Genomic DNA, 14,175 nt, shown 5'->3' on the forward strand with positions numbered 1-14,175 from the left:
ACCCGCTGGTGTGGTCGGCGACGGCGGGACGGTTTTCGAGCGACGGAGGAGTCACGTGACGGCTTGGCTGATGTACCTGGGTTCGAACCCCAAGCGTGTGGGCGCGGGGTATGACGACAACCCCTCCACCCACTACAGCTGGGACGACAAGGTGCCCAACGCCCACCATGTTCAGGTCGGGGACACGATCGTGCTGTGGGACGGGGAGACGTCGCTGGGGCTGTCCGTCATCGAGGCCATCGAGACCGGTAGCGGCACCAAGGAGATCAGTTGGTGTCCCGTGTGTGGGAAGGCGGACATCGCGGAGCGCAAGACGATGACGCCGAAGTACCGCTGCTGGACCAAGGAGTGCAAGGCGGAGTTCGATGTCCCCGCCTCGAAGGTGGTGCCGGTGACCACCTTCCGCAGCAGCTATGAGGCCGGCTGGATCGACTTGCGCGGCCACGTCCCGGCCCGGGAGCTGCGGGACCTGTGCGAGGAGCCCAAGTCCCAGAACGCCTTGCGGCGCCTGCGGTGGGACGACTTCCGCGCTCGGGTGGAGGCGGGGAAGAACGCCACCCCGCTGGACATCGTCGAACAGGCGCAAGGTCATCGCCGGTGGTCACAGCGTCAGGACGGTCCGCGCTCGTAAGGGACAGGCCGCCTTCCGCGCCACGCTGTTGGAGGACTTCGGCGAGATCTGCGCCTTCCTCGGGCCGATGCCGGCAGCGGTCTTGGAAGCGGCGCACCTCTACAGCTACGCCGCCAACGGCAAGCACCACGCCTTCGGCGGGCTGCTGCTCCGACGGGATGTCCACCGCCTGTTCGACCTCGGCGAGATCGCCATCAACCCGGACACGCTCACCCTCGACGTCGCGCCCAGCACCCGCGAGTACCCGGACTACGACAAGCTGCATGGCCAGCCGCTGACCGTGCCCATCACCAACGCCCACAAGAAGTGGATCGCCGAGCACTGGGCCATGCACCGGCCGGCGGCACCGGGAGCGATCCCGGCACAGGCCACCACTCCCGCCGAACTCGCCAGCGCGTAGCGCTCTCGGGCTTCCGGAGCACGACCGTGCCGCGCTCCGGAGGCACCACGCCACCATGCGTTCCTGAGCCGAGCTGTGATCGAGGCACGGCTAACCGTGGAAGTGGTTGCGCTTGATGACTGCCTTGCCGATGTTGACTGTCGTTCCGGCGCTTCGGCCGCGGCTGGCACCGAGGATCTGGACGGCGATCCAGCCGCCGAAGATGACCGCAGCGAGGATGATGAGCTGGGTGATGAACGCGGTCAGGGCGGCGATGAACGCGGTGAGCAGGAACAGCCCACCGCAGACTGCGGCGAACCCGATTCCACCGAGCGCGAGGTTCACTGCCGATCGGGAGATGACGGGCTTGGCCGTGACGGGGTCGGGCTTGACCGGCTCGATGGCGTAGCCGGTGATGACCCGCCCGTCCGGCAGCACGACGCTTTGCACCTGGGCCGCCGCGCCCGGCTGCACCGGCACCAGGGGCGCGGAGGTCGGGTGCGGGGTGATGGGTTGGGGGTGGTGGACTTCGACGGCCGGGGGCCGGTCGAGGTGGGTCATCGCGAATCCCTCCGGGATGCCCGCGGGCCCGCGCCGGGGTGGCGCGGGCCCGCGGGGTCGGGTGTCAGGCTCGGGTGTCAGGGGTGTCACGCGGAGGCGTCACGCGTTCCTGACAGCGGGTTTGCCTAGGGGTTTGGGTGTCAGGCGGCCGTGACGGTGTCAGGCGTCAGGCGGCCGTCAGGGCGGGGACGATGCGCCACCGGCCGGTGGTGTTGGTCGGCTCCAGCCGCCCCTCCATCGCGGCCTCCTTCAGCCGCGCGGACACCCACGGGCGGGAGAGGTGGTTCCGGTCGCACCAGTCCGTGAAGTCCTTCGGACCCACGACCATCCGACCCTCGGTCTCGAACTCCTCCAGCGCGCGGGTAAAGAGCTCACGCGCCTCGGCCGGGGAGGGCTTGCGACCGGTGTCCTGTCCGAAGATCGGGGCGTCGTCGCCCTGCTCGGGCTCGGGCAGTTCGGCCTCGGGGTCGATGTCGGCGTCCTCGGGGTCCACCAACAGCCCGTAGTCCATGCCGTCCTCGTCCTCCTCCACGGCGTCCGGCGCCGCCGTCTGGTCGTCCCCGGGGGTGGTGCGGCCGGTGTAGAGCCGTCCGGCGACACCGGAGGCTGCGCCCGCGGTGATGGGGTCGGCGGTGGCGCCGTTGCGCTGGGCCCAGGAGGCCAGCACCTCCATGAGCGAGACCGCGCGGTGGCTGAACGCCCGCGTACGGCCCGGTGAGGGGTAGCGGTCCTCGGGGATGCCGGGGGTGACCAGGTAGCAGTAGCCGGGGCGCCGGTTGCCCCACGCGCCGGGGTGGGCGCCCGCGTCCAGCACCGAATCCGGCAGGGAGAATCCCTCATCGCGCGGGTCGCAGCCCAGGGCGAGCACGGACGGGAGGGAGGCGCGGGTGCTGGTGCTCATCTGGTCATAGCTCGGCCGCTGGAGCGAGACGACCAGAGAGATGCCGGCAGAACGGGCTTCCTGTGCGATGCCGGTGAACGCGTCGTCCCCCAGCGCGCGCAGGGTGTTCGCGGCCTCCTCCATCCAGGCGACCAGGAACGGCATCCCGGGGCAGCCGCACGCGCGGCCGTCCGGTCGGCAGGTGTGCTCAGTGCTGTCCTGCACCTGCGCGCACTCCGGGACCCACTGCCGGTAGCTGTGGGCGCCGAGCCAGCGTGTCCGGGCCGGGATGGCTGCCTTGACGCCCTCCACCATGACCTCGGTGTCGGGGCCGCCCTCTACGCCCCAGTCGAGACCGGGACGCAGCGGGCCGAAGTCCTGGAACGCCTTCGGGTCCGACAGCCACACCAGCACATCGCGGCGGGAGAGAATCTCGGTGAGCAGGTTCAGTGCCGCGTCGCCCTTGCCGGAACCGGTACCGCCCGCGATCAGCAGGTGCGTGGAGTTCCGCTTGACCTCCGGGCTCGGGTCACCAGGCAGCCACAGCATCAGCGGGGCGCCGTCGTCGTAGCGGCCGATGACCAGCGGATCGGCGATCGAACCGCCCAGGTCGGAGGGGCCTTCCCACTCGACCGTCTCGGCCAGCATGTCCTCCGGCACGATCACCAGCTCACCGCGTCGTGCCGAGTCGGCATCGGGGGTGTACCGCACGGCCGACGTCGGCAGGTCGAGCGCGGAGGCAATGTGGGCCAGCGCCTTCGTCACGTCGTCGTGGGTGTGCTCCCCAGCCGCCCCAGCGATCGGGGCAGTGACGCGGTTCGGCTCCACCTTCGCGGTGCCGATCTGCGCCCGCGCCAGCCCCACCTTCTCCAGCAGGCCCTTATCCGAGCCGGAGCCTTCCGCGTCGGCGTCGTTGCGGCGCATGGCCATGCGCACGTTCCACGACAGCGCCACACCGGGTCCGCCCATGAGGTAGACGTCATCGATCGGGCCGGTGGTCGGTCCGGCCAGGCAGGCGGCCGTGAGCCAGGCCGAACCCGCGGCCACGGTGATGGCTGAGTGGAGACGGCGCTGTTTGCCGGTGGTGCGGCCGACCCACCAAGTGGTGCCGGTCAGGGCCACGGACGCCAGGGTCAGCCCGACCCCGGCACCCGCGCTGTTCGCCCACCGCTCGTGTCCGAGGACACCGGCCAGACCGGCGCCCGCGACCCCGAGCCACGGGGGGAGGTGGGGCTTGACGCGGTGCAGCAGGTACCCCGAGATGCTGCCCCCGCCCGACCCGCCGCGCGGGTCCATGATGTAGCCGTTCATGGTGCCGTCGTCGTTGTAGGCGGTCACCCTGTTGCTGCGGGCCATGGCCGCACCTCCCTATCTACTGCTGGGTGAAGTCCATGCGCGGCTGCTGAGGGCGCCGGGCACGGTGACGAACGCGGTTGATCTCTTCCTCGTACTGCTGCTGGAACGTCGCGTAGGCAGCCGCGGCGTTCTTGGCCGCATCCCGCAGCGCATCCGCCGACTTCTGGAGCTTCCGGGCCACCTTCTGAGCCCGGATCCGGGACCCGAACGTCTTGCCCTCCGGGTCCGGCACCGCACTGAGCACGCCCTTGAGGATCTCGGCGCCCATGGCCACCTCGATGGACAGCGTGACGGCCGCCGCACGGATGCCGTTGCAGTAGAACCGCACCTGCGCCGGGGAGGTGAACTCCGGGGAGGGCAGCAGGGCTTCGGAGTGCGGACGGGCCCCGACAGCGTGGGCCCTGTTGCGGTTGTTGTTGACCGTGACGTTGATCGGCGGGACGAACGAGCCGCCCATCGCGCCAACGAACCCGCCCGCCGCGGCGCCCGCGTTGGCGAACTTGTTCCCTTTGCCGTTGTCCGCGCGGCCGTTGGTGGGCCGGTGCGGACGCTGGCCGTTGCTGTGCTGAGCCATCAGACGGTCCCCTTAAGTCAGTTGGCGGTGCGGCGGACGATGAGCCAGGTGGTCTGCGCGGCGATCAGGTTCAGCAGCCACCACAGCTCCAGCGGACCGGCCAGCGGACCGAACCCCGCAGCCGAAGCCGCCCAGGCGAGACCGGAAGTGCCGAGCAGGGCCGCCGCTATGCGCAAGCCCCACACCGACCCGTTGGCGGCCGGGCGACGGCGCTGCGCGATGCCCAGCCACAGCAGCGGGCCCGCGGCGGCGGGGGCGAGCACCAGGGCGGACCACCACGCCATCACGTGCAGCAGCGCGGTGATGGGCAGAGCCAGCACGCCCAGGGTGAGCGGGGCGAGGGCACGGCGGTGGCGCCACAGCCACCGCGCCGCGGCGTCCAGGGCCAGGCGGGTCAGGGTCGGGCGTTCAGGGATCACGACCACGAACGGGTCAGCAGAGCGGCGCCCGCGCTGGCGCGGGATACGAACGGTGGTGACACCCGCCGCTGTCTTCACGGTGCGGGCACGGGTACGGCTGGACACAGCGAATCTCCCTTGAACGGGACGGAGTGGAGTGGGTTAGGCGGCGCACTGTTCGTCGGGGTAGGCGCAGGTCACGCACAGGCCGAGCGAGGTGGGGATGCAGTACCCGGCATCGGTGAGGCAGGCGGGGCAGGTGCGGCGGGCGAGCATCGCCGCGGCGAGCGCCGCGGACTTCGCGGCCGTCATCGGCCGCACCGGCTTGGCCTGGTCCAGCCGGTACAGGAACGCGACCTGCGTCCCCCCGGCGCGGCGGTTGGCGCGCATGATCTGTGCCTGTATCGGCTGCCCGCCGGGACGCAGCCCGCGGGCCCGTAACTGGCGCCTGGTGGCCAGCCCGTCCGGCGCCAGGCGCCAGGGGAAGGTGGGGATGCCGTAGCGGGCGCCGGAAGGGTCGTAGCACTTGCCGAACGCCGGGGACATCAGACCGCCACCGCCTCACGCGTGCGGTCGTGGCCGGTGCTCTGGGAGGCGGATCCCTGGTCCCGCAGACGCTGGTAGACCTTGTGGACGTAGGAGGTGGAACGGGTGGACTTCCGGGCCGCCTCCGTGATCGTCTCCCCCATCACCCAGCACGTGCGGATGATGTTCAACGCTTCATCCGCGGGCAGCTTCTCCGTCTCCGCGGCACCGTCCTCGGCCGAGGTGGAAACCGGGGGAACGGTGAGCTCATAGACCCGCCGGTCACCGCAGATGACCAGCGGCGACGGCTCTTCCGCCACCTGTACCGGCGCGGGAGCCGGGGCCGGGGCAGGGGGCGCGGGGACCGGGGTGGACACCGGGGGGACAGGGGCGGATTCCACCGGGGCGTCCGCCGCTTCCACCTCAGCGCGCAGTTCAGCGATTTTGCCGAGGATCGCGCGGCGGTAGTGGGTGATCGCTTCGGCCAGAACGATCAGGAGGACAGGGGGGATGGAGTGGAGCACCAGCCCCGCCGGATCCACCTGCCGGGGAACGCCGAACGCGCTCCCTTCCGGCCACAGCGAGCCCCAGCAGTTCATGACCCACGTGCCCAGACCGGCGAACCAGCGCAGCCCCGAGGCCCAGCCGGAGGGGTTCACGCCGTACTCCGACAACCGGCCATCCACGATCAGAACGGCCCCGAGCGCGACCGCGACCATGGGGTCCAGCAGCCACGCGATCCACGGCGAGACCTCGTGCTGGATGGCGAACATCGTCACGTTGGTCGCGGTGAACGCGAGCGCCACCACGGCCACCAGCACCAGGACCGTCGTCAGCCCCGACTGGAGCCGGTTCAGCGCGGCGATCTGGACCCGCGGCGGGGCGGACCTGCCGGTCATCAGGCGCCCCTTCCCGCGGCCGTACCCGGGGCGGGGACGTCGGCGTAAGCGACCAGGCGCAGCTCGGCATCCGCGTAGTCGGTGATCAGGGACAGAGCGCGGGTATGACCGCCCCCCTGCTCTCGGCAGTCCACGGCGTCCGGGGCGATACCCAGGGCCTCACGCCATGCCTCGAAGTCAGTCAGGTCGTCGTGAAACGACAGTTCCAACTGGTTCGGGTAGATGGTGGAAAGGTGCGCGCACGGCGCGGGCAGGTGCCCGAAGTCCGCAGCCAGCAGGCGCAACGCCCGCAACGGCACGGCCAGCTCGTCAAGCGTCAACGCGTCGTTCACGCCCCCACCCCCGTCACCGGGGCGCCCTGGTTGGTCAGCTCCAGCCGAGCGGCCAGCACCTTGCGGCGAGCCCGCCGCAGACGGCGCATGTCCAGCTCGGACGCGGGCCGGTCCAGCAGGCTGATCTGTACGTCCAGCAGCTCGACTTCCGCGTCGATGAGCGGCATCTCATCCGTGATCTCGTCCAGCTCCGCGGCGGTCGGCTCGCGGTCGGACAGGTCGGCGGTAACAACCGCCTGAAGTGCACCGATGTTCTTCATGGGTCGTGGTTCCTTCCAGGGTTGAACGGCCCGAACGCGGCGCCGGTGCTGCAACACCGGCGCCGCTCACCCGCCCGGAGTCCGGTAGGTCCGGCTCCCCACGCCCCGCCCGTACGGCACCGCACACGGCGGCCCGGACGGGCGGAGGAGGCAACCGGCCGCGGCGCTAGCCGCCGCGATGGCAGGAAGAAGGGGGACCGGTTTGTTCGTCGGCGGAAGACGCCGCGAACCGGGGTGACGCACAGGCGCCGCCGTGCCGGTCGATCACGGCCGCGCCCAACGCTTTCGTCTGATCACAATTGCTCCTTTAGAGCGATGAACAGGGGCTTGGCACTGCAAGGGGGACCTTGTCCCCACTCTCCGGCCGTTGCTCGCGGTCACCGGGCCACCTCGCCAGTACGGGCCGAAACCCTGTTCCACCTGGCCTTTAGCGGGATTGCAGCGTCCCCGCCCTCTACCTCGGAGCAGCCCAAAGAAGGCCCTCCGGTCGGCCGCTGTCCTAGGACTGCGGCGCGATGAGTAAGACGATGCCGCACAGTCCCAGGACTGTCAACAGTCCTGGGACTGTGTTTCACTGGTGCAGTCGAGAGGAGCATGGGATGGCGCCGAAGTGGCGAGACCTGGCGGACAGGCTGGCTGAGCAGATCAAGAGTGGTGAGTACCGACCTGGCCAGCAGCTCCCGCACATCAGGGACCTGGTCGATGCGGGAGAGGGGTCAAAGTCCACCGTCCACGCGGCGTACAAGGCTCTTGAGGCTGAGGGTCTGGTGACCTCGTCGCGCGGTCATGGCACCGTCGTCCGGCAGCGAACTCCGCTGAAACGGCTCGGTACCGCGCGGTACGACAAGGCAAAGTGGCGCGACGGCGACGAGGTGGCGTTCATCGCGGACCGCCTGGCCTCCGGGCGTACGTACCGACGTGACGACCAGACTCAGACCGTTAGCCGTGTCGAGGCACCGCCAGAGGCCGCCGCCGCGCACGGCCTGCCTCCCGGCGCGGAGATGTACGCGCGGGCGCGGCTCGTGAAGGAGGGCGAGCAGCCGACGCACACGCTGACCAGCTACTACCGGCCGGAACACGTGGAGGGCACCCGATTGGTGGACCCGACCCCAGGCCCCGCCGGGCGGGGCGGCGGCTTCAAGGTGCTGTACGACGCGGGGTACGAGATCGACCACATGAAGGAAGAGATCTTTGCGCGCGTCCCCACGTCGGATGAGGTGAAGCTTCTCCAGTTGCCACCGGGGGAGCCCGTTGTCGAGCTGCATCGGACGACCTGGACGGCGGACGGTACCGTGGTCGAATTCGCCGTTGGCGTGCATGCCGCGTCGCGGTTCGCCTGGGAATACGACTTCAAGGTTCCGGACTCAACTCAGGACAAGGGGCAGGAATGATCCAGGCACAGGCATGGGCGGACGCTCGGCGCCTGTGGGGCTACCACCAGATGGGCCACACCGTCCGCCCCTGCTCGGTCGCCATCGGCCTGGGCAGTCACGACCTGGGCGTAGCCGATACTGCTGTGAGCCTGTACGAGCGCGGCATGGTGCCGCTCCTCGTGTTCACCGGGGCCAACAGCCCGACGACGCGGGAGAGCATGCCGCGCGGCGAAGCTGTCCACTACCGGGAGCGGGCGCTTGAGCTGGGGGTCCCCAGTTCGGCGGTGCTCGTTGAACCCCAGGCGCGCAACACCGGGGAGAACATCCGCTTCTCTCGGGCACTGCTGGAAGAGTCCGGTGTCGATGTGTCGTCGGTGCTGCTGATCAGCAAGCCGTACGAGGAGCGGCGCGCGTACGCCACGGCGCGCAAGCTCTGGCCCGAGGTGGAGTTCGTCAGCGCGTCCACGCCGATGACCTTCGAGGAGTACATCGATTCCATCGGGGATCCGCGTCTGGTGATTGACATGCTCGTCGGCGCTCTACAGCGGCTGCTGATCTATCCCGATCAGGGGTTCATGATCAGTCTCACCGTGCCTGAGGACGTGATGGAGGCGTACGACCGATTGCGCGGTGACGGCTTCACGAGTCGGATCGTGCCTGTCGGCACGGCGGCGCGTTCCTGAAGCGCGATTCCGGGGCCTGTGGGCCATGTGTGGGCCAGCCGCCCAGCGGGGACGCGCGAACCTCGCATCTGTGCAGCTCAGACGCTGGTTAGATCGGGATACCGCATCCCTCTTGAAAACCGTCGTGGCAGCGATGTCACCGAGGGTTCAAATCCCTCAGCCTCCGCCGAGGTCAGCGAACTAGCTGGTCAGAAGGGGTGCCCCTGGTTCGGGGGCATCCCTTCCGCATGTCCGCCGTCTCACGCTGTGCCGCCGGAATCTCGCCGTTGACCAGCGCGTGTGGACCAGGCGTGGACCAGATCTGGCGTGGTTCGGGCAGCGGCCACCGTGCCGTCACGTGGTACGCCGCAGCCGCACGTTCCAGTTCGGACGACAAGTCCCAGTGGCGGACCATGGGCTAGTTCCGCAGGCTCCATTGATCTTGCTTGGGCATCTGTGAGAAAAGGGTGGGCGAACCAGCCTGCGAGGGATACGCTCCGTCTGGCCATGCGTCGTCTAGCGGCCTAGGACACGGCACTCGGGTACGCCCCGATGCGGAAACCCCGGTTCGAATCCGGGCGCGATGGCCACCCTCGGCTCGACTACACCACTTTGCGGGACATGACCGGCGCCTTGGAGTCGGAACTGTTGACTGCTGAGCCGTTCGGGTGGTGCTGTGGGCCCCTGGTGGACCACGAAGTCCTCAGCAGGCACTGAGGTGGATCGATCGCGCAGGTCAGGGCGGTCTTCGCCGTTTCGGCTACAGCCCTCTTGGAAACCGTCGTGGCAGCGATGTCACTGAGGGTTCAAATCCCTCAGCCTCCGCGCAGGTAGCAAAACCGCAGGTGGGAAGGGGCCCGGCGAATCCGGGACCTCCTCTCACGCGCTTCCTGTCTCAGCAGGTCCCACCTGAATACCAGTATTGACCAGCGCGTGCGGCCAACCTGCGGCCAGGCCGAACGCCGCAGCAACAACCACAAGGAAACGGGGAACCCTGTGAGTGCTTACGTCATCGTCAATGTGGACGTGCTCGACGAGGAGGCTGGTCTGGCCTACGCCCACGTGGCCCAGAACTCCATTCTCAGCTACGGCGGCCGTTATCTGGTCGCGGGTCCCACGCCTGAGCCCGTCGAGGGCACCTGGGACTCCTCCCGGTTCCTGGTTATCGAGTTCCCCGATATGGACCGGATCCGGGAGTGGTACGACTCCCCCGAGTACCGGCGAGCCCGGGAGATACGGGAGGGAAAGGTTCGGGTGCGGATGCTGTTTGCCGAGGGTTCGCCGCCCGAGGGCTTCTCCCTTCCGGCTTAGGGGTTTGCTGGTGTGCGATGGGGGAGTTGGCAGGTGAGGGGCGTCCGAGGGGTACACCGGACGCCAAGGACTGGTCCGCCACGATCGATCGAACACCCATGTGGCGAATGATCGCTTGGCTGCCGGAGCCGACTGGACGGCCGGCCAATCAGGTAGGTGGGCCATTTGGCCTTGTCGGACGGGCTGTTGAGCGCATCATCGATCAACTGGTCCGCCCGGTGCTGCTGCCCGCGCGGCAGCTTCGCGTGGAACTTCCAGAGCACGGCGATGCTGTGCCCGGCCCGCCGGGCGACTTCCACCGGATCGACGCCTGCCTTGACCCACAGCGAGATGCCCGCATGCCGCGCTGAGTACGGCACCTCGGCGAGCAGCGAGTTGCAATCGGTGTGAGGAAGAGCCTCGCGTCGAGCGTCCTGCCAGACCTCCGTGTACTCCGTCGAGCGCACCCGACGGCCGCGCACGGCACGGAAGAGTCGCCCGTCCGGGGCGGTCCCGTACTCGTCCAGGTGCGTTCGAAGCAGCTGCACGAGCGTCGGCGGTATGGGCACCGGCCGGGTGGTCTTCCGGGCCCGCCGCTTCAGCCCGCGCACCTCGTACGACTTGCCGTCGTCCGTCCACCCGGCACAGGGGTCCTCCTGTTGGAGTGGTGTCGGGATGGGCGAACAGGGTGGCGGGCTGTCCTTGGTCGGGGCCCGTACAGTCTCCGGCCGTAGGGACTCTCGCGGTAGTCCCGGCCCTGGGCGATCACCGCGCCGAACATCGGCGCGAACGGATGCCGGGGCGCCCCCAGCCAATCCGCCCATGTGCCGTACTGCCGCGTCTCGTCAACGGCGGCCCACTTTTCCGGACTAACCAATTCCTCATGCGATTTTGGCGCGCATGGGTGATCATCTGCATATCTGAAGTCCGAACCAGGAGACGCATATCTATGAGATCGACGCGTGCCGTTCTGCTCGTCGTGGCCACCGCCCTGACCCCAGCCCTCCTCTTCACCGCCCCGGCGTTTGCCAACGGTTCGGCGGCCCCGGTCACCACCGCCATGGCGACCGTGTCCGACACACCGGTGGACGAGATGTCGGAGGACGAACTGCGTGCGGCGATCGCCGCCATCCTGGCGGACGAGGACAGCGGCCGGGGGGTCGCCCGAGAGGCCAATGAGGCCCTCAACGGCACCGTGGATGACATGCGCACCTTCTTGAAGACCGGCTACCGACTGGCTCAGGCCGAGGACGACCGGGTCGCCATCGCCCGCATCCTCCACGGAGCAACACAGAACAATGACAAGCGGGTCATCGAGGAGGCCAACAAGCTCCTCGACAACAACTCCCCGGAGGAGATGCGCGCCTGGCTGGAGACCGGCTACCGACTGGCCCAAGCCGAGGACGACGCCGTCTACATAGCGCGCATGCTCGCGGCTCCGAACATCAGTGATGCCCTGCGCGCCGCAGCCAACGCCGCCCTCGATGACGGCTCCCCGGAAACCCTGCGCTACTTCCGTGAGGTGGGGCAGTACGAGGTGGCCGGTTAGGCAAAGCGGGGAATGCGCCCTGCCCGACGTGTTCGGCCGGCCGTTATGGAATGCGGTGAACGTCTCGTAGACGTCCGTCGTAGCGGTTCGTTACTGGTCGATGCACGCCAAGAGGACCGTTAGGCGCCTTCGCGTATCCGCGCGAAGGCGTGCCGGCTCGGTTGGGGTGCCCCTGGTTCGGGGCGCCTCTTCAGCGTGGGTTCACGTGAGTTCCGGCTGTTCGCTCAGGCGTTCGAGTTCTCTCGTGCGGCACCACGACGATCTGGTACTCGTCCTCGTAGACCACCCTCCCCGGATTCGACGACCGGACCATCCGGCACTCGATGCCATGAGCGGAAAGGATCTCCAGGTAGCCGTCCACCCGCGTGATCAGTTCCCGGGACGTGGACTTGAACCAGGCCGCCGCTCCGGGATGGAGCTCGTGGTCGTAGACCGTCGGATCCACGGTCGAGGGGTCTGGATAGGCCGCGTTGTACCAGTCATTGTTGGCCCGTCGGAAGCGTTCCTGCTCAGCGCTGAGCTTCCCGCTTCGCGCCAGACCGTTGACCAGGCCGAACACCCCGGAGTGGTAGCCGCGCTCGTTCCGGACCGGGCTCTGGAATCGTACGTAGGGGGCTTCGCCAACGAGTTGCCTTGCTTCGCCGATCTTCACGCGGCGGATGGTAGAGACGGAGGACGGGGGCCGTCGTCCGTTCGGCGGGGCTGGTCGGTGGGCAGATCTGGCCGAAAAGCTGCGGGTGGGGTGTTGGTGCAGGTCAGGGAGGGGGGATCGGCTGTTTGGGGGGTGGATGGTGGGTGGGAAGGCGGGAAGTGGGCTTTTAGTTGTAGCTAAAGGTGGGAAGCTTTCACTGAGGGCGTTCGACGCCCGAGGTCGGCACCATGCGCTGGGAGGTTGATTGAGCGTGCCGTGGAAGAGCAAAGGTGCGAAGGCGGAGGCTGCCGACCACGCGGGGGCGCGGTTGGCGCGTCAGGCCACTGTGGAGGTCGCCGGGTTGCTGGGGAAGCGTGGCATGAGCCGCACTGACCTCGCCCGGCTGATGGACGTCAGCCCGGGACGAGTGAGTCAAATCCTCTCCGGTGACGAGAATCTGACGCTGCGCAGCCTCGCTGCCGTGGCCGATGCGCTGGAGCTGGACATCAAGATCAGTTTTGTGGAACCCAAGGAGGACGGGGCTCGGCGGCCGCGTGGGCTGGGCGATGGGTCCGATGCCTTTGTCTACGCTCCTTGAAGGCATCGCTCCTTGAAGGCATCGGGGTGCGCGGGGCGCGTCCCTGACGGGCGTCGTCGTGGTGTGCGGTGGTGTGCGGCGCCACGTCAGGGGTGCGAGGCGCCTCAGGGATGCGAGGCGCCCGTCGTGGCGAGGGGGCGTACCGCCAGCGCCTCGTCCCGCAGCCGCATGAGCTCGCGGTCGCCGCTCCGCTTCCCGGTGCGGTAGCCGAACTCCAGCATGCGTACGCAGGCGTCCATGGCCATCGCCAGGGTCTGCCGGCGGTCCTCCGCCTCCTCCCGGGTCGGGGCGTGCAGCTCCGGCGGGAACTCCTGGACCTCGCGCTGCCGGCACTTCGCCTCGATGTCGGCTTCGACCTTGGCCGCGTCGTCCAGGAGCTGGTCCACCTCCTCGTACAGGGTGTTGATCGTCGTCCTGTCCTTGGCCGCGGGGGCGCAGCCGCGCAGGTGGAGGCGGGCCTCGAAGGCGAACATGCGCAGCTGGGCCACGTTCTCGAAGTCCCTGACCAGGCGGTGGCAGTGGAGGTACATGTCATGGACCAGCCGCCGCTCCAGCTCGCTCAGCAGCACCGCGATCCCCAGCGTGATCACGGCCACGAAGGGCGGCGTGGACTGCTGGTTCTGTTGCTGGCGGACGCGAGGCGCCAGGGCCCCGCCCGCGGCGGCAGCGGCCACGGCGGGTGGCACATCGGCGGCGTGCGGCAGCAGCAGGGCGATGGTGAGCAGCGCCGCCGCGCAGGTGCACGCGATGATTCCGCAGCACAGCGACGCGGACCTTACGGTCCCCAGCAGGCGGCCCTTGTCGGCGAAACGGTGGACCAGCGAGATCCAGGTGACCAGCGCGCAGACGGCTATGGGTAACGCGACGTCCGCGAACCACCCCTGTGCGTACAGCTCGTGCAATGCTCCCCCCTGATCGCGCCTTGGTGCCGGTGCGCTGGAGGCGGTCGGCCGGTCACCGGGCACCGGGCACGGAGCACCGGTGCCGAAGCACCGGTCACGGGGCACCGATCACGGGGAGAGCGGGAATCCCTTCACTGTCCGCCTCGGGGGCGGACGCACCGGCGAGTGGGCCTGTGGTTCCTGCGCCGTTTCGGTCCCCGCGCCGCCTGGTTCCTACGCGTTTCGGTCCCTGCGCCTTCCGGTTGCCGAGCCTTCCGGTTCTTGTACGGAGCGCCTCGTCGCGTGGTCACGATAGTGCTCCTCGTTCCCGTAGCGCACGGGTCACCGTCCGTGTACCGCTGGATCGCGCCGCCTCTGGCGTCCTGTGATACGTCT

At 69.0% G+C, this 14,175-nt stretch carries 18 protein-coding genes and 1 tRNA gene; 9 read left to right on the forward strand and 10 right to left on the reverse strand.

What is annotated here, in order from left to right:
* Positions 1–55 precede the first annotated feature (55 nt).
* Both ACZ6TD_RS25040 and ACZ6TD_RS25045 read left to right on the forward strand, forming a co-directional pair.
* Entirely contained in the window at positions 56–631 is a 576-nt protein-coding gene (locus ACZ6TD_RS25040; protein ID WP_471341779.1) for a hypothetical protein, read from the forward strand.
* Between the two features lie 67 nt (positions 632–698).
* Positions 699–1,031 (forward strand): HNH endonuclease signature motif containing protein, encoded by a 333-nt coding sequence (locus tag ACZ6TD_RS25045; protein ID WP_471341782.1) that lies wholly within the window; start codon positions 699–701, stop codon positions 1,029–1,031.
* A 90-nt stretch (positions 1,032–1,121) separates the two neighbouring features.
* Here the strand turns inward: ACZ6TD_RS25045 and ACZ6TD_RS25050 are convergent, their stop codons facing one another.
* The 8 genes from ACZ6TD_RS25050 to ACZ6TD_RS25085 form a co-directional block, all read right to left on the reverse strand.
* On the reverse strand, positions 1,122–1,571 hold the full coding sequence (locus ACZ6TD_RS25050; RefSeq protein WP_471341784.1) for an RING finger protein: 450 nt from the start codon (positions 1,569–1,571) through the stop codon (positions 1,122–1,124).
* Between the two features lie 166 nt (positions 1,572–1,737).
* Entirely contained in the window at positions 1,738–3,762 is a 2,025-nt protein-coding gene (traB, locus tag ACZ6TD_RS25055; RefSeq protein WP_471358012.1) for a plasmid transfer protein TraB, read from the reverse strand.
* Between the two features lie 61 nt (positions 3,763–3,823).
* Positions 3,824–4,381 carry a plasmid transfer protein TraA gene (gene traA / locus ACZ6TD_RS25060; RefSeq protein WP_471341785.1) on the reverse strand — a complete coding sequence of 186 codons (558 nt, stop codon included), beginning with the start codon at positions 4,379–4,381 and terminating at the stop codon, positions 3,824–3,826.
* Positions 4,382–4,398: 17 nt separating this feature from the next.
* Entirely contained in the window at positions 4,399–4,905 is a 507-nt protein-coding gene (locus ACZ6TD_RS25065) for a hypothetical protein (RefSeq protein ID WP_471341786.1), read from the reverse strand.
* Between the two features lie 36 nt (positions 4,906–4,941).
* Positions 4,942–5,325 carry an RRQRL motif-containing zinc-binding protein gene (locus ACZ6TD_RS25070; RefSeq protein ID WP_471341788.1) on the reverse strand — a complete coding sequence of 128 codons (384 nt, stop codon included), beginning with the start codon at positions 5,323–5,325 and terminating at the stop codon, positions 4,942–4,944.
* The gene (locus ACZ6TD_RS25075) at positions 5,325–6,203 is read right to left on the reverse strand and encodes a hypothetical protein (protein WP_471341790.1); all 879 of its coding nucleotides are present in this window, start codon (positions 6,201–6,203) and stop codon (positions 5,325–5,327) included. Before ACZ6TD_RS25075 ends, ACZ6TD_RS25070 begins: the two co-directional genes overlap by 1 nt.
* Positions 6,203–6,535 carry a hypothetical protein gene (locus tag ACZ6TD_RS25080; RefSeq protein ID WP_471341792.1) on the reverse strand — a complete coding sequence of 111 codons (333 nt, stop codon included), beginning with the start codon at positions 6,533–6,535 and terminating at the stop codon, positions 6,203–6,205. The genes ACZ6TD_RS25075 and ACZ6TD_RS25080 overlap by 1 nt, the downstream gene beginning before the upstream one ends.
* Positions 6,532–6,795, reverse strand: a complete 264-nt coding sequence (locus tag ACZ6TD_RS25085; protein WP_381862782.1) for a DUF6284 family protein — start codon at positions 6,793–6,795, stop codon at positions 6,532–6,534. Before ACZ6TD_RS25085 ends, ACZ6TD_RS25080 begins: the two co-directional genes overlap by 4 nt.
* A 599-nt stretch (positions 6,796–7,394) precedes the next feature.
* Here ACZ6TD_RS25085 and ACZ6TD_RS25090 point away from each other — a divergent pair.
* The 6 genes from ACZ6TD_RS25090 (at position 7,395) to ACZ6TD_RS25115 (ending at position 11,669) form a co-directional block, all read left to right on the forward strand.
* Positions 7,395–8,186, forward strand: coding sequence for a GntR family transcriptional regulator (locus ACZ6TD_RS25090; protein WP_471341794.1), 792 nt, complete (start codon positions 7,395–7,397; stop codon positions 8,184–8,186).
* Positions 8,183–8,851, forward strand: a complete 669-nt coding sequence (locus ACZ6TD_RS25095) for a YdcF family protein (protein ID WP_471341796.1) — start codon at positions 8,183–8,185, stop codon at positions 8,849–8,851. Before ACZ6TD_RS25090 ends, ACZ6TD_RS25095 begins: the two co-directional genes overlap by 4 nt.
* 485 nt (positions 8,852–9,336) lie before the next feature.
* A tRNA-OTHER gene (locus ACZ6TD_RS25100) sits at positions 9,337–9,420 on the forward strand.
* 406 nt (positions 9,421–9,826) lie between these two features.
* Complete coding sequence (locus tag ACZ6TD_RS25105) at positions 9,827–10,141, forward strand: DUF1330 domain-containing protein (RefSeq protein WP_471341798.1); 315 nt, start codon at positions 9,827–9,829, stop codon at positions 10,139–10,141.
* Positions 10,142–10,239: 98 nt separating this feature from the next.
* Positions 10,240–10,491: a hypothetical protein gene (locus ACZ6TD_RS25110; protein WP_471341801.1), complete on the forward strand. Its 252-nt coding sequence runs from the start codon at positions 10,240–10,242 to the stop codon at positions 10,489–10,491.
* Positions 10,492–11,069: 578 nt separating this feature from the next.
* Entirely contained in the window at positions 11,070–11,669 is a 600-nt protein-coding gene (locus ACZ6TD_RS25115) for an ALF repeat-containing protein (RefSeq protein ID WP_471341803.1), read from the forward strand.
* A 190-nt stretch (positions 11,670–11,859) separates the two neighbouring features.
* On the opposite strand, the gene ACZ6TD_RS25120 is transcribed toward ACZ6TD_RS25115, so the two are convergent.
* Complete coding sequence (locus ACZ6TD_RS25120) at positions 11,860–12,321, reverse strand: hypothetical protein (RefSeq protein ID WP_471341804.1); 462 nt, start codon at positions 12,319–12,321, stop codon at positions 11,860–11,862.
* 358 nt (positions 12,322–12,679) lie between these two features.
* On the opposite strand from ACZ6TD_RS25120, the gene ACZ6TD_RS25125 reads away from it, so the two are divergent.
* Complete coding sequence (locus ACZ6TD_RS25125) at positions 12,680–12,898, forward strand: helix-turn-helix domain-containing protein (protein ID WP_471341805.1); 219 nt, start codon at positions 12,680–12,682, stop codon at positions 12,896–12,898.
* Between the two features lie 104 nt (positions 12,899–13,002).
* On the opposite strand, the gene ACZ6TD_RS25130 is transcribed toward ACZ6TD_RS25125, so the two are convergent.
* On the reverse strand, positions 13,003–13,800 hold the full coding sequence (locus tag ACZ6TD_RS25130; protein ID WP_471341807.1) for a hypothetical protein: 798 nt from the start codon (positions 13,798–13,800) through the stop codon (positions 13,003–13,005).
* Positions 13,801–14,175 lie beyond the last annotated feature (375 nt).

The organism is Streptomyces yongxingensis, from assembly GCF_055597465.1.

Bases quoted from the DNA above. Each gene is read 5' to 3' on its own strand.
- ACZ6TD_RS25085 (WP_381862782.1), bottom strand. From the start codon at position 6,795: ATGAAGAACATCGGTGCACTTCAGGCGGTTGTTACCGCCGACCTGTCC.
- ACZ6TD_RS25095 (WP_471341796.1), top strand. From the start codon at position 8,183: ATGATCCAGGCACAGGCATGGGCGGACGCTCGGCGCCTGTGGGGCTAC.
- ACZ6TD_RS25050 (WP_471341784.1), bottom strand. From the start codon at position 1,571: ATGACCCACCTCGACCGGCCCCCGGCCGTCGAAGTCCACCACCCCCAA.
- ACZ6TD_RS25110 (WP_471341801.1), top strand. From the start codon at position 10,240: ATGTGGCGAATGATCGCTTGGCTGCCGGAGCCGACTGGACGGCCGGCC.
- ACZ6TD_RS25125 (WP_471341805.1), top strand. From the start codon at position 12,680: ATGAGCCGCACTGACCTCGCCCGGCTGATGGACGTCAGCCCGGGACGA.
- ACZ6TD_RS25075 (WP_471341790.1), bottom strand. From the start codon at position 6,203: ATGACCGGCAGGTCCGCCCCGCCGCGGGTCCAGATCGCCGCGCTGAAC.
- ACZ6TD_RS25115 (WP_471341803.1), top strand. From the start codon at position 11,070: ATGAGATCGACGCGTGCCGTTCTGCTCGTCGTGGCCACCGCCCTGACC.
- ACZ6TD_RS25070 (WP_471341788.1), bottom strand. From the start codon at position 5,325: ATGTCCCCGGCGTTCGGCAAGTGCTACGACCCTTCCGGCGCCCGCTAC.
- ACZ6TD_RS25090 (WP_471341794.1), top strand. From the start codon at position 7,395: ATGGCGCCGAAGTGGCGAGACCTGGCGGACAGGCTGGCTGAGCAGATC.
- traB (WP_471358012.1), bottom strand. From the start codon at position 3,762: ATGAACGGCTACATCATGGACCCGCGCGGCGGGTCGGGCGGGGGCAGC.
- traA (WP_471341785.1), bottom strand. From the start codon at position 4,381: ATGGCTCAGCACAGCAACGGCCAGCGTCCGCACCGGCCCACCAACGGC.
- ACZ6TD_RS25045 (WP_471341782.1), top strand. From the start codon at position 699: ATGCCGGCAGCGGTCTTGGAAGCGGCGCACCTCTACAGCTACGCCGCC.